At 30.0% G+C, this 21,103-nt stretch carries 20 protein-coding genes; 2 read left to right on the forward strand and 18 right to left on the reverse strand.

Features of this window, described 5'->3' with window-relative positions; translation table 11 throughout:
• Positions 1–73 precede the first annotated feature (73 nt).
• The 12 genes from AB2B44_RS08440 to AB2B44_RS08495 all read right to left on the reverse strand — a co-directional run bounded on the left by AB2B44_RS08440 (position 74) and on the right by AB2B44_RS08495 (position 12,757).
• Entirely contained in the window at positions 74–2,083 is a 2,010-nt protein-coding gene (locus AB2B44_RS08440) for a TonB-dependent receptor plug domain-containing protein (RefSeq protein ID WP_369049138.1), read from the reverse strand.
• Positions 2,084–2,178: 95 nt separating this feature from the next.
• The gene (locus tag AB2B44_RS08445) at positions 2,179–3,837 is read right to left on the reverse strand and encodes a cytochrome D1 domain-containing protein (protein ID WP_369049139.1); all 1,659 of its coding nucleotides are present in this window, start codon (positions 3,835–3,837) and stop codon (positions 2,179–2,181) included.
• 18 nt (positions 3,838–3,855) lie between these two features.
• Positions 3,856–5,199: a cbb3-type cytochrome c oxidase subunit I gene (locus AB2B44_RS08450; protein WP_369049140.1), complete on the reverse strand. Its 1,344-nt coding sequence runs from the start codon at positions 5,197–5,199 to the stop codon at positions 3,856–3,858.
• 12 nt (positions 5,200–5,211) lie between these two features.
• Entirely contained in the window at positions 5,212–5,616 is a 405-nt protein-coding gene (locus tag AB2B44_RS08455; protein WP_369049141.1) for a cytochrome c, read from the reverse strand.
• 181 nt (positions 5,617–5,797) lie between these two features.
• Positions 5,798–6,580 (reverse strand): ABC-2 transporter permease, encoded by a 783-nt coding sequence (locus AB2B44_RS08460; protein WP_369049142.1) that lies wholly within the window; start codon positions 6,578–6,580, stop codon positions 5,798–5,800.
• 1 nt (position 6,581) lies between these two features.
• Positions 6,582–7,280 (reverse strand): ABC transporter ATP-binding protein, encoded by a 699-nt coding sequence (locus AB2B44_RS08465; protein ID WP_369049143.1) that lies wholly within the window; start codon positions 7,278–7,280, stop codon positions 6,582–6,584.
• The gene (gene nosD, locus AB2B44_RS08470; protein WP_369049144.1) at positions 7,267–8,508 is read right to left on the reverse strand and encodes a nitrous oxide reductase family maturation protein NosD; all 1,242 of its coding nucleotides are present in this window, start codon (positions 8,506–8,508) and stop codon (positions 7,267–7,269) included. The genes AB2B44_RS08465 and nosD overlap by 14 nt, the downstream gene beginning before the upstream one ends.
• Positions 8,509–8,510: 2 nt before the next feature.
• Positions 8,511–8,954 (reverse strand): nitrous oxide reductase accessory protein NosL, encoded by a 444-nt coding sequence (locus AB2B44_RS08475; RefSeq protein WP_369049145.1) that lies wholly within the window; start codon positions 8,952–8,954, stop codon positions 8,511–8,513.
• A gap of 44 nt (positions 8,955–8,998) precedes the next feature.
• On the reverse strand, positions 8,999–9,628 hold the full coding sequence (locus AB2B44_RS08480; protein ID WP_369049146.1) for a hypothetical protein: 630 nt from the start codon (positions 9,626–9,628) through the stop codon (positions 8,999–9,001).
• A gap of 58 nt (positions 9,629–9,686) precedes the next feature.
• Entirely contained in the window at positions 9,687–11,666 is a 1,980-nt protein-coding gene (gene nosZ / locus AB2B44_RS08485) for a Sec-dependent nitrous-oxide reductase (RefSeq protein WP_369049147.1), read from the reverse strand.
• Positions 11,667–11,683: 17 nt separating this feature from the next.
• Positions 11,684–12,157 carry a cytochrome c gene (locus tag AB2B44_RS08490; protein ID WP_369049148.1) on the reverse strand — a complete coding sequence of 158 codons (474 nt, stop codon included), beginning with the start codon at positions 12,155–12,157 and terminating at the stop codon, positions 11,684–11,686.
• 21 nt (positions 12,158–12,178) lie between these two features.
• On the reverse strand, positions 12,179–12,757 hold the full coding sequence (locus AB2B44_RS08495) for a fasciclin domain-containing protein (RefSeq protein WP_369049149.1): 579 nt from the start codon (positions 12,755–12,757) through the stop codon (positions 12,179–12,181).
• A gap of 115 nt (positions 12,758–12,872) precedes the next feature.
• Here AB2B44_RS08495 and AB2B44_RS08500 point away from each other — a divergent pair, with 115 nt between their 5' ends.
• Entirely contained in the window at positions 12,873–13,367 is a 495-nt protein-coding gene (locus AB2B44_RS08500; protein WP_369049150.1) for an Rrf2 family transcriptional regulator, read from the forward strand.
• Positions 13,368–13,421: 54 nt separating this feature from the next.
• Here AB2B44_RS08500 and AB2B44_RS08505 read toward each other — a convergent pair whose 3' ends face one another.
• The 5 genes from AB2B44_RS08505 to AB2B44_RS08525 all read right to left on the reverse strand — a co-directional run bounded on the left by AB2B44_RS08505 (position 13,422) and on the right by AB2B44_RS08525 (position 17,988).
• Positions 13,422–13,712: a hypothetical protein gene (locus AB2B44_RS08505; protein ID WP_369049151.1), complete on the reverse strand. Its 291-nt coding sequence runs from the start codon at positions 13,710–13,712 to the stop codon at positions 13,422–13,424.
• A gap of 84 nt (positions 13,713–13,796) precedes the next feature.
• Positions 13,797–14,765, reverse strand: coding sequence for a deoxyhypusine synthase family protein (locus AB2B44_RS08510; RefSeq protein WP_369049152.1), 969 nt, complete (start codon positions 14,763–14,765; stop codon positions 13,797–13,799).
• Positions 14,766–14,775: 10 nt separating this feature from the next.
• Positions 14,776–15,552: an RMD1 family protein gene (locus AB2B44_RS08515; RefSeq protein ID WP_369049153.1), complete on the reverse strand. Its 777-nt coding sequence runs from the start codon at positions 15,550–15,552 to the stop codon at positions 14,776–14,778.
• A 1-nt stretch (position 15,553) separates the two neighbouring features.
• Positions 15,554–16,492, reverse strand: coding sequence for an agmatinase (gene speB / locus AB2B44_RS08520; RefSeq protein WP_369049154.1), 939 nt, complete (start codon positions 16,490–16,492; stop codon positions 15,554–15,556).
• Positions 16,493–16,593: 101 nt separating this feature from the next.
• A complete protein-coding gene (locus AB2B44_RS08525) occupies positions 16,594–17,988 on the reverse strand; it encodes an arginine decarboxylase (protein ID WP_369049155.1) in 1,395 nt (464 codons plus the stop codon).
• Positions 17,989–18,474: 486 nt separating this feature from the next.
• Here AB2B44_RS08525 and corA point away from each other — a divergent pair, with 486 nt between their 5' ends.
• The gene (corA, locus tag AB2B44_RS08530; RefSeq protein WP_369049156.1) at positions 18,475–19,539 is read left to right on the forward strand and encodes a magnesium/cobalt transporter CorA; all 1,065 of its coding nucleotides are present in this window, start codon (positions 18,475–18,477) and stop codon (positions 19,537–19,539) included.
• Positions 19,540–19,558: 19 nt separating this feature from the next.
• On the opposite strand, the gene AB2B44_RS08535 is transcribed toward corA, so the two are convergent.
• Positions 19,559–21,097 carry a DEAD/DEAH box helicase gene (locus AB2B44_RS08535; RefSeq protein WP_369049157.1) on the reverse strand — a complete coding sequence of 513 codons (1,539 nt, stop codon included), beginning with the start codon at positions 21,095–21,097 and terminating at the stop codon, positions 19,559–19,561.
• Between the last annotated feature and the right edge of the window lie 6 nt (positions 21,098–21,103).

The raw sequence follows: 21,103 nt of genomic DNA on the forward strand, positions 1-21,103 counted from the left end.
ATTCCTTTGAAATTTTAATTCATAATTTATATAAAATACTCTTTTTTATTAAAATAAGCTATGCTTAGTAACATTAAAAGTTAAATTTAGCACTAACAAAATAGCTAGTACCCCAAAGTTGCATGTCTCTATTATGAGCCGTACCAATTTCATTAAACGTTTCTATATCTTTGACATTAAATAAATTTTTTGCCCCAACAGAAATGGCTAATCCGTTAGTGAAATTTTTTGATAAAGAAACATCTAAATTATTAAACGCTTCTCTTTCAGATTTTTTCAACACATCTTTTGAGGTTGTATTATCTTTTTCTATATAATTACCCTCTCTTTTACCATTGTATTTATAAAATACATTAAAGTTTGTGTTAATTGGTTTAATGTTATAGAAAATAGATGATGATGCACTTGGGGTGTATAAATAACCTCCAGAGTTAAATTCGTCGGTATATTCTAAATATCTACCTAAATAAGCTAAACCTAAATTTATTTCTAAGCGATCAGATGTTTTATAGGTAGCCTCTACAACATAGTTAATAGCTTTTGTTTTATTTAAATTGATATAATGTCTTTCAAAATTTACCAATTGGCTTAACCCTATTAAGTCGATTATTTTATTATAATAAATAGAGGGTTCTAATTTAAAAAATCCGCCATTTTCTAAATTTTTATTGTAGGTATAATTAAAATTAAAACTTTGTGAAGATTCTACTTTTAAATTTTCATTTCCTGTAAAAGTATACGTAAAAGGCCCATAGGTTGGCGACCAATTTAAATACAATTCTTTTATACTAGGCGCTCTATAACCTTTACCGTAGGCAAAACGTAAAATATTTTGACTATCAATAGCATATTTTACATTAAATGCAGGAGACCATAATGATTTAAAACTACTATTATAGGTATAGCGAATTGCTGGTTGAATTTCTAAATTAGTAATTAATTTGTAATTAATACTGGTATATGCAGAGGTGTTTTTTACACTTTGTTTGTCATTTAAAATTCTATTTCCTTCTGCGTAATCAGATTGTTGTTCAACACCAAAAGCATAATTTAGTTTTTTGTTATAATCACTTTTAGCGTATTGTACTTTAGCAAAAAAGGTGTCAAAATAATTTGCACTTGCATCGGGGTTATTAACAATTAAAGTACTGGTATTATCTGTTGGATTAAATTTGTATGAAGTGTCGTATCTGTCATAATCTAAATAAGATACCGTTGCGTCTAAGTAATGATTATTCGTAAATTTTCCTTGTAAATTAATCGAGTTATCCCATCGTCTAGTGGTATAATCGATATCAGTAGCGGTATTGCTTCTTGAACTAATTTCGCCTAAAGTGTAAACGTTTTCTTTAGAAAAATTACTAGACAAATTAAGTTTAAAATCGCCTATGTTTCTTATATACTTAACGTTTGTATTGTATAAATTTCTTTTAGGCCAATTTTGTTTTCTTGTATTATTATCATCGGTATTTATACCTTTAAAAAAATATGTGCCTGAATCTATTCTAAGTAAGTTTTTACCTGAGCTAAAACCAGCAGAACCATCTATTTTTACAGCATCTACACTTTCATAATATGTTTTTACTAGCCCCTCTATAGGTTTTGCTTGATTTTTTTTGGTAATTAAATTAATAACACCACCAATTGCATCGGTGCCATAGAATACAGAAACAGGTCCTCTAACAATTTCTATTCTTTCTATATTTTCTAAATTAATCTGATTTAGGTTTAACACCCCATTAACCCGACCAATTAGAGGAACACCATCAACTAATATTTTTATGTTCTCTTTTGATATTCCATCCATCTCTATACCAGCTCCAAAAGCAGAATTATAAGAAAGATCTACATTTAATTTATTTCTTAATAATTCTGTTAAGTTAGAAGCTTCACTAGCTTGAATAGCTTTTGAAGAAATTCGGGTTACTTTATAAACTACATTTCTTTCTGATTTTGGAGCATATTGAGCGGTTATAACCACTTCGTCTAATTCAATTGTTTTTGTAGAATCTTTCGCTATATTTTGACCAAAACTATAGGTGTAGCCTATTAATAAAATTAATGAGGTTATAATTAATTTCATGACTTTTAAATTTACAGTAAAAAATCTGGTAATTTTCAACTAGATTAAAACATCTTTAAAGAGGCGCAAACCTCTTTAAAGATGTTATGTTCATTTTAATAGATATCGTGTGTTGTATTGTAAATATTAAATTTACCTGTTGGGTTTTGTACCCAGTCACCTTCGATAATTTTTTTAACTTTTAAAGTTTTATCATTATAAATAACAATTGCACTTTTTTTACCAGAGAAATATGAAACCCAAACCTCATCACCTGCTTTATTATATTCGAAGTGTACAGCTCTACCATCTACCCCTTCTGGTTCTTCTATTGTTTTTACTAATTTTAATGTATTTACATCAAACACATCAACTGTAGAATTTAATTTTGGATCAGGATTTAAGGTTCTATCTACCCATAGGTGTTTCGATTTAGGGTGTGTTTTTACAAACAATGCTCCACCACCAACTCCTGGCGCTTTTATTTCTTTTACCACGGTCCATTGTCCTTTTCCTGGGTCTGTTTTTATAAACGAAAGTTTATTTTCTCCTAAATGAGAAGTAACCCATAAATGACCTAAACTATTTTTAATATTTGCCCCTCTTCCTGGGTGTGGTTTTATACCTGTTGGTATAATTTTTACTAATTTTTCGTTAGGCACATCTATAACAACAATTTTATTACTTGCGTTAGCAGCTACTAAGAAATAACGTCCTGTATAATCCCAACCACCATCATGTAAATATCTTGCTGTAGGAATTTCTGTAATTTTTGGTTTTTCAGGATTAGTATAGTTTACAATATCTACCATTCCTCTTTCTTTAATATTACAAATCCAAACAGGGTGTGTGTGTGAGGCAACAATTGATGCTACACGAGCTTCTTCTATATACTCTTTGTCACCATCACAAGCATTACCTGCAGTAGGGGTAACACTAATAGGTTCTAGTGTTTGTGCATTAAAAATTACTATATGACTAGGACTATAACCACCAAATACTAAATATTTATCTTCGTAACCTTTGTATTTAGAAACTTCTACAGAGCGAGAATCGAAACCTCCTTTAACTTCTGCTACAATAGTTGGTACTTTAGGGTAAGTATCAATCATTGTAATTTTACCATCTCTACCTACAGAGTATATATATCTACCAGAAGCAGAGGTTCTTAAAATATGTACTGCAAACCCCGTTTTTAATACGGCTAATTTTTCTTTAGTATCACCGTCTATAATAGCAACTTTACCAGCATCTCTCATAATTACTCCGAAGTAATTATTAATATTTCTATTATGTTGTGGTTTTGTAGGTCGATCTGCAACGGGTACAATTAGTTTCCAAGTTTCTCTAATTTTGTCTATACCAAATGGTGGAATTGCAGGAGGGTCAACTTGTAAAAAACGTGTTAACAATTCGATTTGACTATCTGTTAAAACGCCTTTCCATTCTGGCATTCCTGCAGGTGTACCATTTTCAATAAAAGCACGTAATCCTTCAGCCCCCAAAGCTTTTGTAGCTGCAAATTTTTTATCTCCATCTGGTAACAAAGATGGCCCTGTAGCTCCTTTTCTACTTGAACCATGGCATCCTGCGCAGTTAGCAAAATAAATTTGGCTAGCTTCTTTTATTTCAGCATCTGAAATTTTTATTCCTCCATTATTATCGGTCGTTTCAACCTTTTTTTTAGAATAATCGACACCTTTCTTCTTGTCGTTTTTACAACTACCCAATAGGGTAATTGCTACTAATATTACTAGTAATTTTATTGTTTTCATAATTTAAAATAATTTATTTTAGTTTTTAGTTGATATTTCTAATGCTTCATCAGTTGGCTTTCCATGTTTAAAAAAATCTATTATAAACAAAGCTACACCTACTGTAAATAATGTTGCGCATAAAAGTAACACTACAAAGTGAATACTAATTTCTTTTTGTACAACCATAAAATCTAACTTCATTTTTCGCTCTAAATACACTTGAGCTACACCTGCAACACCAAAGGCAACAGTCATTCCTAACATTCCAATATTAGACATCCAAAAAGCCATTCTTCCTATGGTGCTATCGTATAGTTTTCTACCTGTTAAATTTGGCAAACTATAGCTTATAATTGCAAATACAATCATAGCGTATGCTCCCCAAAATGCTAAATGTCCATGCATTGCGGTAACTAAGGTACCATGTGTGTAAAGGTTTGTTTGTGGTAGCGTATGAGCAAAACCTAACAACCCCGCACCAATAAAAGATACAATAGCTGAACCTAGGGTCCAATACAAAGCTAATGTGTTTGGATGTTTTTTTTCTCCTTTTCTATACATATTTACGGCAAATAAAGCCATAGCCATAAATGCTAAGGGTTCTAGTGCTGAAAAAATACCTCCTACAACTAACCAAATTTTATTAACTCCAATATAGTAGTAGTGGTGACCAGTACCTAAGACTCCTGATAAAAAGGTAAGCCCTACAATTACATACAACCATTTTTCTATTACTTCTCTATCTACACCTGTTAATTTAATTAATAAGAACGATAAAATACCTCCCATAATTAATTCCCATACACCCTCTACCCAAAGGTGAACAACCCACCAACGGAAAAAAGAATCTGTTACTTGACTATCGAAAGGCAACATACCGGGTAAGTATAATAATGCTGCAAATAATAGCCCCATAGAGAGCACTATTGCTGTAGTGGTTTTTCTTTTTCCTTTAAAAAGAGTAGTTAAAATTAAACCTAAAAACAATAATACATTTACAACTACTAAATAATCTAAGGGTCTAGGAATTTCTAAAAATTTGCGTCCTTCCCAATAGTTTAAGTGAAATCCTACAATAGCCACCACACCAACTAGCGCTAAACTTACTAATTGTACGTAAGCTAGTTTAACATTTACTAATTCGGTTTGAGCTTCTTCTGGAATAATATAGTACGCGGCACCCATAAAACCAGACAATAACCAAACTACTAATAAGTTAGTATGTACAGCTCTTGCTGTATTAAATGGGATAAATTCATGTAAATTATCAAATCCTATATGGGCAAAACCCATGATAAAACCGTATACAATTTGTAATGCTAATAAGAGCATAGATAATGCAAAAAACCAATATGCTACTTTTTGTGATTTATATTTCATAATGCTCTATTTTTATTTATTATTATCTTTTGCTAGTGGAGAAATTTTTCTGTCAACTCCTACAACTTCTCCAAATCCGTTTAAGTCAATTTTTCCAATCCACTTAAAAAATGCAACCACATCACTTGCCTGTTGATCAGTCATGTGATAAGCAACCATTTTTCTTCCGTGTGGTTGCCATGGAACGGGCGATTTAAGTATACTTTTAATAACTTCTTCTCCTTGGCCATCGTATCTTTTATTTAATCGATCGATAACTTTGGTAAGTTCTGGGGCATAATATGCTCCTTCCCCAAGTATTGTATGACATCCCATACAATTGTTTGATTCCCAGATTTTTTTACCTCTTACAACACTCTCGGTAATCTCTTTATAGTTGGTTTGATCATTTGACTTTGATAAAGAAAAAATTGTCAAACCAATAAAGGTGAGAAACGTTACAAAGGTTCCGCCTAAGAAAAATGTTTTAGCTTGTTTTTTTGATAACATGGTTAACTTATTTAATTAAATTTTTATAAAAGACCTTTTTATCTTTTATATAAGCAAATCTATAATATAACTATGTTTAGAAAAATGATATAAGTCATGAAAAGGATTTTTAAAAATCTTTTTTCTTAACTCTTATTTTCATAAACCAAACGGGAACTAACACCCATAAAAAAAGAAGTATGCCTGCTATAAATGCACCTAAATAAGTACCAAAGAATTGTCTAAACACAGCTCCTGTATAGCCTAATAAGGCCGAAATATCTAATTTTAATAAAATTAAAATTCTAGATAAGTCAATTGGGTTAAGCATTGTAGCAATGAGCGAAAATTTATCTAAAGGATAATCATTAAATAAGATTAGTGATATTAAAAAAACACCGTCGTAAATTACAGCTAAAAATAGCCACATTAAAATAGCGTATCCAAATCCTTTTATTTTATTTTCATTTTTTAAGGCAATATTATACGATATAGCAACAAAAATAAAATTTAAAAAAGACCCTGTAATTAATAACAAACTAAAATCAAAAATAGCAGAAGATTTAAAAATTCCATAGGCTAAAAAAGGGATACCTAATCCAAATACCAAACTTAACGTTAACGATAATGAAATGCCAATATATTGTCCAATAAATATTGTACTTCGCTTTATGGGTAAGGCTAATAAAAGCTCTGTAAATTCTTTTGAATTATAATAATACATAACACCAAAAATGGTTCCTATTAAAGGGGTTAATACTATAATAATATTCATTAATGTAATAATGGCTTTATTTACATTGTTGTTTAAAAATAAGAGTACAAAACCTAGCAACAAGTAAAATAAAAAATAAACGTAACTCCATCTGCTACGTAATAAATCATAAATACTATATTTTAATATTTTAAGCATTTTATTCTGATATTAAGTGAGCAATTGCCTTATTTAAGTCTTGTTTTTGGGTTCGTTCTTTTAAACTTTGTACAGAGCCTTTAAAGTATATTTTACCATCTAATAAAAAAATAATTTCATCGGCAATTTCATCAACAAAACTCATAATATGAGTAGTTATTAAAATAGTTTTTCCTTTTTCTTTTTCTTGATTAATACATTTTTTTAAATGAATTAAAGCTATTGGATCTAATCCTGTAGTTGGCTCGTCTAGTATAATTAAATCACTATCAAACATAAAGGTAAGTACCAAATTTACTTTTTGTTTTGTACCACCAGATAAGTTGCCTAATTTTTTATTTAAAAAGTTATTTAAGCCAAATAAATCGATAAGTTCTTGTTCGTTTGATTCTTTTGCCCGTAAATTTTTAACCATTTTTATCAGCTCAATAACGGTAAGATTTGAAGGAAAGTTTGCAATTTGTGGCAAGTAATTAATATCTTTTCTGTATTGGTATTTATTTAAAATACTTTTTTCTTGAAAAAGCAGTTCTCCTTTATTTGGTATTACCATACCCAACATACATTTAATTAAAGTGGTTTTTCCAGATCCGTTAGGTCCTAAAACAGCATAAATACCACTTTTATTAATGTTTAAGTTTAAATTTTCTAAAACGGTTAGTTTTCCAAACTTTTTATATAAATTTTTAATTGCTATCATTTATCCTTTTTATTAAAGGTTTTTTATCGATTAAATTATTTGGGGTAAATACCGGTGATACTTTTTCAGAAAAATTAATAATATCAATAAATAAGCTTCTTAAAAGCACTAAAGATTCTGGCGTTTGATTTACAATATACGAAAATAGTTTAACGGGTCTGTAAGGTACATCACCAACACCATCTTTATTTAAATCGTACCCCGTATATTCACTCCAAAAATTTTGTTCAAAACGGTTGTCGTTTAATTGGCTATTATATGATAAATCAAAAGCATTGTACAAAAAATCGTTTTTTGTAAATTCATTTTCATAGCATCCCCCACTAAACTTTAATGCCCAACCATTTCTAACAAAAATATTGTTTGTATAGGTTACCCTAGTACACGTTTCTACATTTATACCTATAGTGTTTTGTTCGAAAATATTATTTTTAATTTGTGCGTCGTAAATTTCTTTTAAAAGCAAACCGTAAGAAGCCATTCCCCAATTGTAATGAAAAATATTATCGCGCATTACAATAAATTTAGAAAACATTACCGCAACACCAGCACCATTATTTTTAAACTCGTTTTTAAAATAAGAATTGTGATTAGAAAACATAAAATGTAGTCCGTAACGAATATTGTTATGGCTATTATTTTCAGTAATCGTACTATTATTCACAAATTCGAAATAAATACCATCTCTTAACCCAGAAACCGTATTATTCTTTATTTTCATGTTAGAACAGTGCCATAAATGAATTCCGTTACCCGAATTTGCTTCATTATCTGCATGGCTTGTGATGATGTTATTTTCTATGTTTCCATAGTGCGATTTTTCTATAAGAAACCCAAAAAACACATTTTTTAACACTAAATTTTTTAAAACAAAATGATTGCTTTTAGACACTAATATTGCAGCAAAGTCTTTAGTATAACTATGCCCAACATTGATTAAGGTAACCCCTTCTATAGAGAAGTTATTGGCCGTAACTTTAATAATAGACTCTTTAAACTCACCATCAATTATAACCTCTTTTTCTCCAACAATGTGTATAGATTTGTTTAATATTGAAATATTATGCTCTTTGTAAATGCCTTTTTCAATAAAAATAGTATCGCCTTCTTTACAAATTTCAACCGCCTTTTTTATTGTTGTAATTCTAGCGTTTTTACCAACAATAATAGTTGTTGCATAGGTATTAAAAGAAAATATAAAAATAAAAAAGAGAAGTTTTTTAAACATCTTTATTTTTTAATGGCTGTTTTTATTTGTTGCCACGTATAAACGGCACCTCCTAATTTTTGTTGCATTTCTATTGCCGTATCAAGAGAGTTAAAAGCAGATAAATTTGCACCCATTGGGCTTTTAATTTTATCAGTAACCAAATACGAGGCTTCTTTTGCTTTTATAAGTACTGCTGGTTTTTGATAATCGGCAACTAAAATAAAGGCAAGGTCTTGTTCGTTATTTTTTTCGTTTAATTCATGTAACATACATTCAATAGAATCAAAAACGTAGCTTTTCCCTTTTTTTGTAACATATTCTGCTGCATGTGTTTTGTCAACAACAGTCATATCACAAAAATTACAATGGTTTACCCCGTATTTAATTTTTTGAGGAGCTATATTACAAGCCATAAGGGTAACTGAAAGAAAAGCAAAACAACTTATTTTATTTAAATAAGACATAACTGTATTTTTTATTAGTGATAAATTAATACTTACTGTTAAATTTAAGCAAGGTTTTTCCCTTTTGGAGGATAAAATTTAATAGCTAACAATACAAATATAACAGATAACCCTATAAAATAGACTGCAGTAGAAGGATACGAATATACTTGAAAGTTTAGCATTTGTTTAAAACCAAATAATGGAGGTTGGTATGCCATTAATTTTCCAGTAGTTTTATCGGTAATTTTTAAGATGGCATTGGGGTCTAAATTATGCCCGTAAACATATAACCAGTTATAAAAATCGAGTATTCCTATAATACCCGAAATAATTAATAATACAAGCCAATAAATGTAATATTTTCGTTTGCCGATAAATGTTGTTATAAGACCTAAAATTACAAGTACAACTATAACTATAGGGATTATAACAAACTCTTTAAATGGTTTTACTACCCCTTTTTCAACATTGGCTTTATATGGTAAATGTGCCATACCAATATAATGGTTCAATAAATCAATGTTTTTTACATCGTTAAATTGATTTCCATCAGCTAAGTGAGTAATGTATATTTTCATACCTAATGGTTCTGGATATTGAGGAGCCAAGAGTGTAATTTTCCACAAAGGAAAAACAAACGAAAATAGCAGTAAAAGACTACCAACCAACATAAATATTTTATCTTTTCTCATATCTGTAGATTTAAAACCAGCAGTAAAACACTGCTGGTTTTTTTTGGTTTTTTAAGCACTATTCTTCTGCATTAGGGGCTTCATCATCTAAAGTATACTTAATTGGCGTATTAGAGCCTTTAGGAGAAACTCTAACATAGCCTTGCATTTCTTGGTGCAATGCTGAACAGAAATCGGTACAATAAAATGGCCATACCCCTACTTCTTTGGGTTCCCAAACCGTAGTTGCTGTTCTACCAGGCATAATTAACACTTCAGAATTATCTGCTCCAATCATAGCAAAGCCATGGGGCACATCATAATCTTGTTCTAAGTTGGTGAGGTGAAAGAAAACTTTATCGCCGACTTTAACCCCTTCAATATTATCTGGTGAAAAGTGAGAACGAATCATGGTCATATACACATGTACCTCGTTTCCTTTTCTTACCACTTTAGTCTCTGCTTCACTTTTAACGGCATATGGATGTTTGTTTTCTTCTAATTTATAAATTTTTCTAGATTTTGAAGCTATTTTATCTGCAGCTATCCCCGCAGCATAGTGTGGTTCTCCAATTGTTGGGAAGTCTAACAATAACTCCATTTTATCTCCAGAAATATCAAATAACTGTGCAGATTGACATACTTCTGGCCCCGTTGGCAAATAACGGTCTTTGGTAATTTTATTCATAGCAACCAAGTATTTGTCATCTGGTTTTCTAGAATTTCCTCCGGGTATCATTAAGTGTCCTACAGAATAATATACTGGGTGTCTATCTATTACTTTTAAATCTTTAACATTCCATTTTACAACTTCTGATGAAATAAAGAAAGTGGTATAAGCATTTCCTCTTGTATCAAATTCTGTATGTAAAGGGCCTAAACCAGGTTGTTCTAACATTCCGTAGTTTACCGCATCAAATTTAATTATTGGAATACCGTATTTTTCTCCATCAAAAGCTTTATCATCAATTGCTTTTAGCATTTTTGAAAAAGAATGTACTGTCATTGCTGCAGCAAGTTTACCACTACCAATAATATACTCACCTGTTGGATCTACATCACAACCATGTGGCGATTTTGGTGTTGGTAAAAAGTAAATTGCCCCAGGAACATCTTGTGGGTTTACAACCAAAACTTCATCTTCCATTGTAGAAGTTGTCATGTGCTTGTTTTCATCCCAAACATTATGAGCATATTTTGTTTTTTCTTTATGTCCTTTTCCTTGTTTGATGTATTCTTCTATTTTTTTCCAGTTTACTGCTGCAATAAAATCTTTGTCGTTTTGTGAAGCATTTACTTCTAACAAAGAGTGCGCTTCTTCTGTGTTATACATTGAAAAGAAAAACCACCCATGAGATTTCCCTCTTCCTGGATGTGATAAATCATAGTCGAACCCTGGCATTCTTAATTGAAATGCAATGTTCATTTTACCCGTATCGGGATTAATTTTAATAAACGATAAAGAAGCTTTAAAGTTTCCTTTATAATCGCTAATAGGGATGTCTTTTTGAGGAATTGGCACAGAAAAACGAGTTCCTGCAACAACATACTCAGAGTTTTCTGTTACAAAAGCAGAACTGTGATTTCCTGCAGAGTTTGGCACCTCTATAATTTCTTCTGTTTCAAAAGTTTGCAAGCTAATTCTAGCTATTCTAGGGGTGTTATTTTCATTGATAAATATCCAACGCCCATCTAATTCACCGTTTGTTTGAGAAATATCTGGGTGGTGAGCATCTCCCCAAGGCACAAAACCATGAGAGGTATTTAACATAGGTTTTGTTTCTTCATTATAACCATATCCTTTTTCAGGATCTTGAGAAAATACAGGAATAACTCTAAACAACCTTCCTGATGGTAATCCGTAAACCGATAATTGTCCACTAAATCCACCAGAGATAAAAGCATAATATTCATCGTGCTTTCCAGGAGCAACGTACACTCTTTCAGCGGCATTACTAACTAATGCTCCGCCACTATTAGTGCTTTTTGAATTTTTGGGGCCAGTATTACAGCTAACCAAAAAAACAACAGCCGTTAAATAAGCAAATATTGATTTCATAGGTATAATTGTTAGATTTAATTTTTAGTTCTTAAATATTCTAATAAAGCTCTAGCCTCTTCTTTGGTTACTTGTTGGTTTGCCATTGGAGCACTATATTCTTGCAATAATTTTTTTGCAGTTTTATTTTTTTGAATCATTACTTCTGGATTTAAAATCATATTCATAATCCATTCAGGCGATTGTTTTTTAGTAACTCCTTTCAATGCAGGACCAATATATCGTTTGTCCATTTTATGACAAGCACTACATTTTATAGTAAAAAGATCTTTTCCTTTTTCTGCTAAGGCTTTGTCGATGTCTCCTAAAGTAACATTTTTTATAGGACCAACTCCCTTGTCTTGCATAGGATCTGCATTAACCTCTTCTTTTTTTACTTCCTTTTTTGTTTCTGTGGTTTTGTTTTTTTCTTTTTTACCATTATCACTTCCACAACTATACATAAATATAGATAAGGCTAAAACTGTTACTGTTACTACTTTAAATTTCATTTGATTTGATTTGATTATAGATTAATTTTCAGGTACTAAAACATCGTCAATAACGTGTATCCAACCGTTACTAACTTCTACTGTTTTTAAAATTTTTGTACCACCAACGTATATACCATCTTCTTTTTTTTCTACGGTTAAATACTTACCCGATGCCATATACAATTTACGTCCTTTTTTTGCCTCTTTGGTTAATTGTTTAATCGGATAATTTGCTGGAGCTACATGATTAATCAGAATATAAGCTAGTTTCGCTTTATTTTCTGGTTTTAAAAGATTTTCTACAGTACCTTCTGGCAATTTAGCAAAAGCACTGTTTTTAGGTGCAAATATGGTTAGAGGACCTGCATTTACAACGGCATCCTCTACACCAGCAGCTTTAATTGCTGTAACTAGCGTTTTAAAATCGTCAACAGATTCTGCTATTTGCAGTGCGTTTTTTTCTGAAACATTATCAACAACGGCTGATTGCCCTTTTTGATTTTCTTGATTTACTTCTGTTTTTGTAACATTTTGTGTTTGTTTTTTCTCTTGTTGCTGCTTACACGATGTTAAAAATAGTATTGATACAGAAATTAAAATTAGATGTAATTTTCTCATAATATGAATATTATAGTTTGTTTTGTAAAGATACGAAGTTATTTTTTTGTTAAAATATGATAATTGTCATAATAAAAGATAATTTTATCTTTTATATTTGAAAGAAATATTGACTATGTTTACTAGAGCCAGTAAAAACGGTATACGATCGGTACTATTCTTAGCTAATAACTCATCTGCCAAGAAAAAATTAGGAGCCAAATTTGTTGCAGAGAAACTAGAAATACCTGCTCCTTTTTTAGCTAAAATATTACAAAAGCTTTCTAAAAATGATATTATTTCGTCTGTAAAGGGACCACATGGAGGGTTTTATTTAAATAAAGAAAATACTCAAAAAACACTGTTAGATGTTATTCTTTGTATAGATCAATCTAATAAATTAGAAGAGTGTTTTTTAGGTCAGCTAGAATGTAATAATGAAAAACCTTGTGTAGTACATCATATTTATAAACCATTTAAAAAACAAATGCTATTAGAGGTTAAAACAAAAACTATCGCTGAGGTGGCAATACATTTTAAAAAAAACAGGTTAGATTATAACGATTTAACAGCTCCCTTTAAACCTTATTTACCAACAAACCAAACAAAAATAGTAGATGATGATGAATAATCCGTTTAAAATTTTTGTTTGGTTTGTTATCTATTAAAAAAATCGATGTTCTTTTTAAATATCTAGATCGTCTGCTAAAGTTTCATCTATATCTTCATTAAAATCTACATCATCAAAACTGCTTTCATCTTCTGCATAATCTTCCATGGTTTGTTCTAATCTAGAGCTGATTTTTACTAAATACACAGTGTCTTCTGTTCTTACTTCTACTGCTTTGATAGTATCGCCATTGGCATTTTTAAATGAAATAATATCACCATAATCGTATCCGTCTGGATATCGTTCGACTAATAAATCTAAGATGTCAGTGGTTAATTTGGCGTAATCTACAATAACTCGTTTCATTTGGGTAAATAATTTAACTTGAATATTTATTTTTTAATGTTTTTAATCTATATAAGTAACCGTTTGTCTGTTTAAATTTATGCTTTACATATTTAACAAATATGCAAAAATTAAAGGAGCAACAATAGTTGCATCACTTTCAATAATAAACTTAGGCGTATCAATATCTAATTTACCCCATGTTATTTTTTCATTGGGTACCGCACCAGAATATGAGCCATAACTTGTTGTTGAATCTGAAATTTGACAAAAATAATTCCAAAACGGGGTGTCTTCTCGTTCTAAATCTTGATATAACATTGGAACAACACAAATAGGAAAATCGCCAGCTATACCCCCTCCTATTTGAAAAAACCCAATACCATTATCTGAATTATCTGTGTACCAATTTGCTAAAAAAGTCATGTACTCTATTCCTGATTTCATTGTAGCCGCTTTTAGTTCTCCTTTTACTACATACGAAGCAAATATATTACCCATAGTGCTATCTTCCCATCCTGGAACTACAATCGGTAAGTTTTTTTCGGCAGCTGCGTACATCCAAGAATCTTTTAAATCAATTTCGTAATATTCTTCTAAAACGCCTGACAATAATAATTTATACATAAATTCATGCGGAAAATACCGTTCGCCTTCTTCTTCGGCTTCTTTCCAAATTTTGAAAATATGTTTTTGCAACCGTCTAAAAGCTTCTTCTTCTGGTATACACGTATCGGTAACACGATTTAATCCTTTTAATAATAAATCCCACTCATCTTGAGGAGTTAAATCACGATAGTTGGGCACTCTTTTATAATGAGAATGAGCCACTAAATTCATAATATCTTCTTCAAGGTTGGCGCCTGTACACGAAATAATATGTACCTTATCTTGACGAATCATTTCGGCAAAAATTTTACCTAATTCGGCTGTACTCATAGCACCAGCTAATGACACTAACATTTTAGAGCCTTGTTCTAATTGTGTTTCGTATCCTTTTGCGGCATCTACTAATGCCGCGGCATTAAAATGTAAAAAGTATTTTTCTATAAAATTGGTTATGGGTTTGTCCATGTTTTTATTTTTAAATCAATTTTTCAACAATTACTTGTACTAATTCAAAAAGAATTAAAATAATAATAATCCATTCTAACATACTACTGTACTTATGCTGTAATATGTCGTTAAATAAATCTAAATTTTCTTTAATTACATTTAAACTATTTTCAATTCCTTGATGGCGTTTTACAATATCTAGTTCGTCTTTTAATTTATAATCTAAATTAGATAAATCTTTATTGTTCCAAGCTACATCGGGTGAATCAAAAACAAATAAGTTCTCAGCAATGTTGTTTTTTAAATTCATCGTTCTTCCAATGAATTTTCGCATTTGAGTTTTAGAAAGTTTAAAGCTTCCTGTTTTTTCTAATTGCTTTGAATAAACTAATGTTTTATCGTGTAAATCAGATGTTTTGTTTACATAATTCATCAATGCTACTGATTGAGCTAAATTAAGCATAGTAATATGAGCTACATCATCATTTAATTCTTTTATTTGAATATTTCCGAAATCAACCTCTATCGTATCAGAAAAAGTTATCTTATATTTTTCTGAGGGCAAATTACTCATATTCGTTTCTTTTTTTGTTAAAAAAGAAACGGTTTGCTGTATTACTTTATCATCACAATTTATAAAAACAACACTTCCATAATCTTTGAGATAAATGTACGTGTTGTTTTTAATTTTATAAAGCAAAAAAGAGTGTTCTCTTTTTACTAAGTTATACGATTTAAATTGTTCGCGAATATTACTTAGTAAAATTCGTTTTTCAAGATGATATGCAATTGCTTTTAAGTGCATTTTAAAAATCGTCGTCGTCGTTTTTAAACTTAGCTAATTTACTAAAGGGTGAATTTTCGTCATCATCGTAATCTTCTTCATCTTCCATTTTAGAAGAAAATTTATAACTCAACATTTTATAGTATAATTTAGCCGCCAAAAAGTCAGATGATTTTTCATTTTCATTAGGGCACAATTCTACCATATCAAAACCCACCACATTTTTTTCGGTAAACACTTTCTTTAAAAATTCTAATGTTTCATAATAAAATAGCCCTCCTGGTTCTGGTGTTCCAGTACTAGGTAATAAAGAAGGGTCTATAGCATCTAAATCAAAGGTTATATATACATTACCTGTTAATTGGTCAATTACATCATCCATCCAATATTCGTTGACCGCCATGTCGTGCGCAAAAAATACTTTATCGGTATTCATTACTGTTTTTTCAGAGCTATCCATACTACGAATAGCTACTTGTACTAAGTTAGTATTTTGACTAGCTTCATATAAGGCGCAAGCATGGTTGTATGGGCTACCTTGGTATTGTTTACGTAAATCGGCATGGGCATCAATATGTAATACCGATAAGTTGTGAAAACACTCGTTAAAAGCACGAATAGTTCCGATAGAAATAGAGTGTTCACCCCCAAAAAGAGTTACAAATTTATTTCTATTAATATATTTTTTAGTTATTGAATGTACTGCTTCTACCATAGCTTGAGGAGAAGAATTTTCAGTAACCGCATCAGCTAAATAAATACCATTTTTATATACTTCGCTATCAGTTTCTATATCGTATAGCTCCATATTTTCTGAAGCATCTAAAAATGCATCAGGTCCCTTGTCAGCTCCTTTTTGCCAAGTACTCGTTCCGTCATAAGGAACAGGTATAAGTACTACTTTTGCTGTTTCTGGTTTTGCATATTGGTCAGGTATACCAGCATAATTCCTTTTTTTCATTTTTATTGTTTATTTATTTTTTTGTTTGTTCGTGATTTTTGATAATTAAAAGAGGCTTAAAATATAGTTATACCCCCTAACGAATCAAAATTATTATTTTTTTAATTATAGCCTAAAATAGATAAAAATTCTTCACTTTTTTGTTGTTCTTTAAATAGTTTAGTTACAACATCGCCTTTTTCATTTTTATCAATTAATATGTGTTTTGGTGCAGGAATAAGGCAGTGCTGTAATCCGCTAAACCCACCAATAGTTTCTTGGTAAGCTCCTGTATTAAAAAAACCAACATATAAAGGATTTTCTTTTTCATATACAGGCAAATAAATTCCGTTAATGTGTTGTTCAGAATTATAATAATCATCACTATCACAAGTTAACCCTCCCAACAGTACACGTTCGTATTTATGATTCCATTTATTTACAGGAAGCATAACAAAGCGTTTATTTATTGCCCAAGAATCGGGTAATGTGGTTATAAAAGATGAGTTAATCATATTCCATTTTTCACGATCATTTTGTTTTTTTTGGTACAAAACTTTATAAATAGCTCCGCCAGCTTCACCTACGGTAAAACTTCCAAATTCGGTAAAAATATTTGGCGCATCTACATTATTTACCTTGCAAGCAATGTTAATTTGATTAATAATTTCATCAACCATATACTCATAATCATATTGAAAGCCCAACGAATTTTTAATAGGAAACCCTCCACCAATATTTAAACTATTAAGCGTTGGGCACATTTTTTTAAGTTTAATGTAAACCGTTAAACATTTTAATAATTCGTTCCAATAGTATGCATTATCTTTAATACCCGTATTAATAAAAAAATGCAGCATCTTTAACTCCACTTGTGGGTTATTAGCGATTTCACGCTCGTAAAACGATACAATATTTTTGTATCCAATTCCTAAACGGCTAGTGTAAAATTCGAATTTAGGTTCTTCTTCTGAAGCAATACGTATTCCTACTTTAAATTTACTTTTAGTTTGATCTGTTAGTAAATTTAGTTCTTCATAATTATCAATAATCGGAATACAATTGGTGTGCCCTTGATCAATTAAACTAGCAATATTAGCAATGTATTGGTCGCGTTTAAAACCATTGCAAAGCACATAGGTATTATCGGTTATTTTACCTTCTTTTTTTAATGATTTTACGATGTCGATATCAAAGGCTGAAGACGTTTCGATATGTATATCATTCTTTAAAGCTTCATTTAAAACATATTTAAAATGTGAACTTTTGGTACAATAACTATAGTTATATGTTCCTTGGTAATTATGTTTTTTAATGGCTTTAGTAAACCATTGTTTTGCTCTATTAATATTTTCTGATATTTTGGGTAAATACGTAAATTTTAATGGCGTACCATATTGCTTTACTAACTCCATTAAATCAATATCATGAAAAAACAAGTTGTTGTTTTGTGTATGAAATTCAGCTTGTGGAAAATCAAATGTTTGCTCTATTAAATCTTTATATTTTGTATTCATTTTTTACTTTAGTTGATGTGTACGAAATACACAAAAAAATAACTAACTAAAAGACAGTTTGTATATCACTACCTTTTTTTTAATACATAACAAATAAGTTTATTGTTTGTAATTAAATTAAAACGGTTTAAACCTTAATAAAAATGAATATTAAACTCTTAGAGCTAAGCAATCACCACACTGTTTATAAAAATTCAGCGATAAAGAGTATTTTTGATGAGAAGGAGAAACCTTAATTTTTCCGTTGTGTTTCCAAAACACGAAATAGCTTTTAATCTCCTTATAAAAACTATTAACGAAATAAGTAAAACATAACATTTAACTTAATAATAAGATGTGGTAAATGTAAACTATTTTTTTTTATATCCATTTTTTTTTGATTTTTTTTACATCGCAAAAAACCAATTGTAATTTTAAAGTTTAGTTTTTTTTTATGTTTGTAAAAGTATTAGCTAATAACTTACTTTTTAAGCTTAATAATAATTTATGGCTCGGTTTATAATTAATCAAAAAAACACCAAGAATGTTATACCTGGAAGTCCTGTTTTTATAGGACAACAAAAACAAGCGACAATAAAAATTACGCTTATTGGGTACGATGTTGACAATTTTGTAGAAATTGAGCTACAAGATATAGCTCAAGCAACAAACTATTTTAAAAAGTATAAAAACTGCTGGATTAATATTGATGGATTACATGATGTAGAGTGTATCAAAAAAATTGGAATACAATTTAACTTACACACCCTAATTATTGAAGACATTGTACATACTGGGCAAAGACCTAAAGTTGAAATTGATGAAGATTATATTTTTACCATTATCAAAAAGATATTTTTTGACAAAGAAAAAAGAGAATTAGATTCAGAACAAATTTCATTGTACTTAACAAAAAATATACTGCTTACTTTTCAAGAAAAACAAGGAGATACTTTTGAATCGATTAGAGATAGAATTCGAACAAAAAAAGGGCGTATTAGAAGTAGTAGTATTGCCTATTTAAAATATTGTTTGTTAGATTTAATTGTCGATAATTATAATTTTTTAATAGAAGATTTTGGTAATAAAATAGAAGACTTAGAAGATAAAATACTATTACAACCTAATGCCAGTATTTTACAAACAATAAATAGTTATAAATTTGAACTCAATTATTTTAGAAAAACAATACGTCCTGTTTATGAGTCGTTTAGCAATTTTAAGGCATTTAAAACCAATCTTATAACTATCAAAGAACAACCTTTTTTTAACGATTTAAACGATTTAATACAACACACTTACGACGCTGTAGAAAATTACAAGAATATGCTCAACGATCAGCTCACCGTGTATTCAACGAATGTAAACAATCGATTAAATGATATTATGAAACTGCTAACTATATTTTCGGTAGTTTTTATACCCATTACCTTTATTGTAGGAGTTTATGGTACTAATTTTGAGTATATTCCAGAACTCACTTATAAAAAAGGTTATTTTGTAATGTGGGGCGTAATTGTATTTATTGCTGTTTTTATGGCAGGGTATTTTAAATACAAAAAGTGGTTTTAGCTAGCTTAAATTTATCGTATTATTCTTTTTGAGGTGGTGTGCCATAAATTTCTTCGTATACACTGTCAAAATTTGTGCGTAAATACGAGTTTAATTTTTTACGATAATCGTTTCGTAACCAATCTAAAAAGTTATGTGTGCTTTTAGAAATGCATTTAGAATATTTATGAATTCTATTATCAATATCGTTTCCTAATTTCTTTGCTAATAATAAAGCATCATAAACATCTTCGCTATTTTCTATACACATTTTAGCATGATGTACAATTGATTTCTCTAATACTTTTTTAGAAGTTTCACCAGCTGCAATAGTGGCTATATATACTTTTTTTACATCAAACTCAATATCTGTTGTCTTGGCAAAATCTTTCTTTAATTCGGCAGGAAACTCATATTTAAAATTACTTTCAATTTCTTCGTCCGATAAAATAGCATCGACATAATAATCAGGATGTCTAAACATTTTTTGCCAATCTAAATTAGCACTCCACGGCCCAAATCGATAAAAATTATTACCTAAGTCAATCACATCAAAAGACGATTTAGTAGGTAAAAATCGCGAACCACGACCAATCATTTGATAGTATAAGGTTAATGACTTAGTGGCTCTATTTAAAATAATTGACTCTATTGAAGGCTCATCAAACCCTGTTGTTAAAATACTTACTGACGTTATAATAGCATTAGGTGTTTTATTAAACCATTTTAAAATTAAATTCCGTTCTTTTTTAGTATTGGTGTTATCTAAATGGGCAATAGGGTATCCTGCTCTTTTAAAAGCGTGAAATACCTCTATAGAGGTATTAATACCATTATTAAAAATTAATGTTTTTTTACCTTTTGAGCGTTCTTCGTAAGCTGAAATTAACTTAGAAAGCATATCGGTATTTGTATATAAATCTTCAGACGATTTTACGGTATAATCACCATTAGCGCCTACTTCTAATGAAGTTAAGCCAACATTATAACTATAAATATTGGCTTTAGCTAAAAAATTATTTTCTATTAAACTAGCAATCGATTCACCAACAATTAGTTCTTGGTAGTTTTCGTGCATAGGCAACTTGTTATTCGAACTTAAAGGAGTAGCTGTAACCCCTAAAATAAACGAGCTGTCGAAAAATTTAAATAATTTGGTAAATGAGTTATAATGTGCCTCATCAACAATTACCAATCCAATATTTGAAATGTCTACTTTATTGTCATTTAACCTGTTTTTTAAGGTTTCTACCATAGCAACAAAACAACTATAATTGTCTTGGTCGTCTAACTTTGCAGTACTATTAATCACCTTATTTTCGACCTTAAATTCGTTAAGCATTTTAGAGGTTTGTTTACTTAACTCTATTCGGTGGGTGAGTACCAATACCTTTTTTTTGTAATATTTTAAATACTGCCTAACTATTTCAGAAAAAATTACTGTTTTACCACCCCCTGTAGGTAATTGGTAAAGCAAATGATAATTTTCAGGAGCATTTTCGAAGCTTTTAAAAATTTTATTTATGGCTTCTTTTTGATAATCGTAAAGTTGTTTTTCTGTAATAGCTTGTATATCCAAAAAAGT

The sequence above is a fragment of the Tenacibaculum sp. UWU-22 genome (assembly GCF_041021355.1).
Taxonomy (GTDB): domain Bacteria; phylum Bacteroidota; class Bacteroidia; order Flavobacteriales; family Flavobacteriaceae; genus Polaribacter.

Excerpts from the sequence above, each read along its gene's own strand:
- AB2B44_RS08440 (WP_369049138.1), bottom strand. The coding sequence starts at position 2,083 with ATGAAATTAATTATAACCTCATTAATTTTATTAATAGGCTACACCTAT.
- AB2B44_RS08445 (WP_369049139.1), bottom strand. The coding sequence starts at position 3,837 with ATGAAAACAATAAAATTACTAGTAATATTAGTAGCAATTACCCTATTG.
- AB2B44_RS08450 (WP_369049140.1), bottom strand. The coding sequence starts at position 5,199 with ATGAAATATAAATCACAAAAAGTAGCATATTGGTTTTTTGCATTATCT.
- AB2B44_RS08460 (WP_369049142.1), bottom strand. The coding sequence starts at position 6,580 with ATGCTTAAAATATTAAAATATAGTATTTATGATTTATTACGTAGCAGA.
- AB2B44_RS08465 (WP_369049143.1), bottom strand. The coding sequence starts at position 7,280 with ATGATAGCAATTAAAAATTTATATAAAAAGTTTGGAAAACTAACCGTT.
- nosD (WP_369049144.1), bottom strand. The coding sequence starts at position 8,508 with ATGTTTAAAAAACTTCTCTTTTTTATTTTTATATTTTCTTTTAATACC.
- AB2B44_RS08475 (WP_369049145.1), bottom strand. The coding sequence starts at position 8,954 with ATGTCTTATTTAAATAAAATAAGTTGTTTTGCTTTTCTTTCAGTTACC.
- AB2B44_RS08480 (WP_369049146.1), bottom strand. The coding sequence starts at position 9,628 with ATGAGAAAAGATAAAATATTTATGTTGGTTGGTAGTCTTTTACTGCTA.
- nosZ (WP_369049147.1), bottom strand. The coding sequence starts at position 11,666 with ATGAAATCAATATTTGCTTATTTAACGGCTGTTGTTTTTTTGGTTAGC.
- AB2B44_RS08490 (WP_369049148.1), bottom strand. The coding sequence starts at position 12,157 with ATGAAATTTAAAGTAGTAACAGTAACAGTTTTAGCCTTATCTATATTT.
- AB2B44_RS08495 (WP_369049149.1), bottom strand. The coding sequence starts at position 12,757 with ATGAGAAAATTACATCTAATTTTAATTTCTGTATCAATACTATTTTTA.
- AB2B44_RS08500 (WP_369049150.1), top strand. The coding sequence starts at position 12,873 with ATGTTTACTAGAGCCAGTAAAAACGGTATACGATCGGTACTATTCTTA.
- AB2B44_RS08505 (WP_369049151.1), bottom strand. The coding sequence starts at position 13,712 with ATGAAACGAGTTATTGTAGATTACGCCAAATTAACCACTGACATCTTA.
- AB2B44_RS08510 (WP_369049152.1), bottom strand. The coding sequence starts at position 14,765 with ATGGACAAACCCATAACCAATTTTATAGAAAAATACTTTTTACATTTT.
- AB2B44_RS08515 (WP_369049153.1), bottom strand. The coding sequence starts at position 15,552 with ATGCACTTAAAAGCAATTGCATATCATCTTGAAAAACGAATTTTACTA.
- speB (WP_369049154.1), bottom strand. The coding sequence starts at position 16,492 with ATGAAAAAAAGGAATTATGCTGGTATACCTGACCAATATGCAAAACCA.
- AB2B44_RS08525 (WP_369049155.1), bottom strand. The coding sequence starts at position 17,988 with ATGAATACAAAATATAAAGATTTAATAGAGCAAACATTTGATTTTCCA.
- corA (WP_369049156.1), top strand. The coding sequence starts at position 18,475 with ATGGCTCGGTTTATAATTAATCAAAAAAACACCAAGAATGTTATACCT.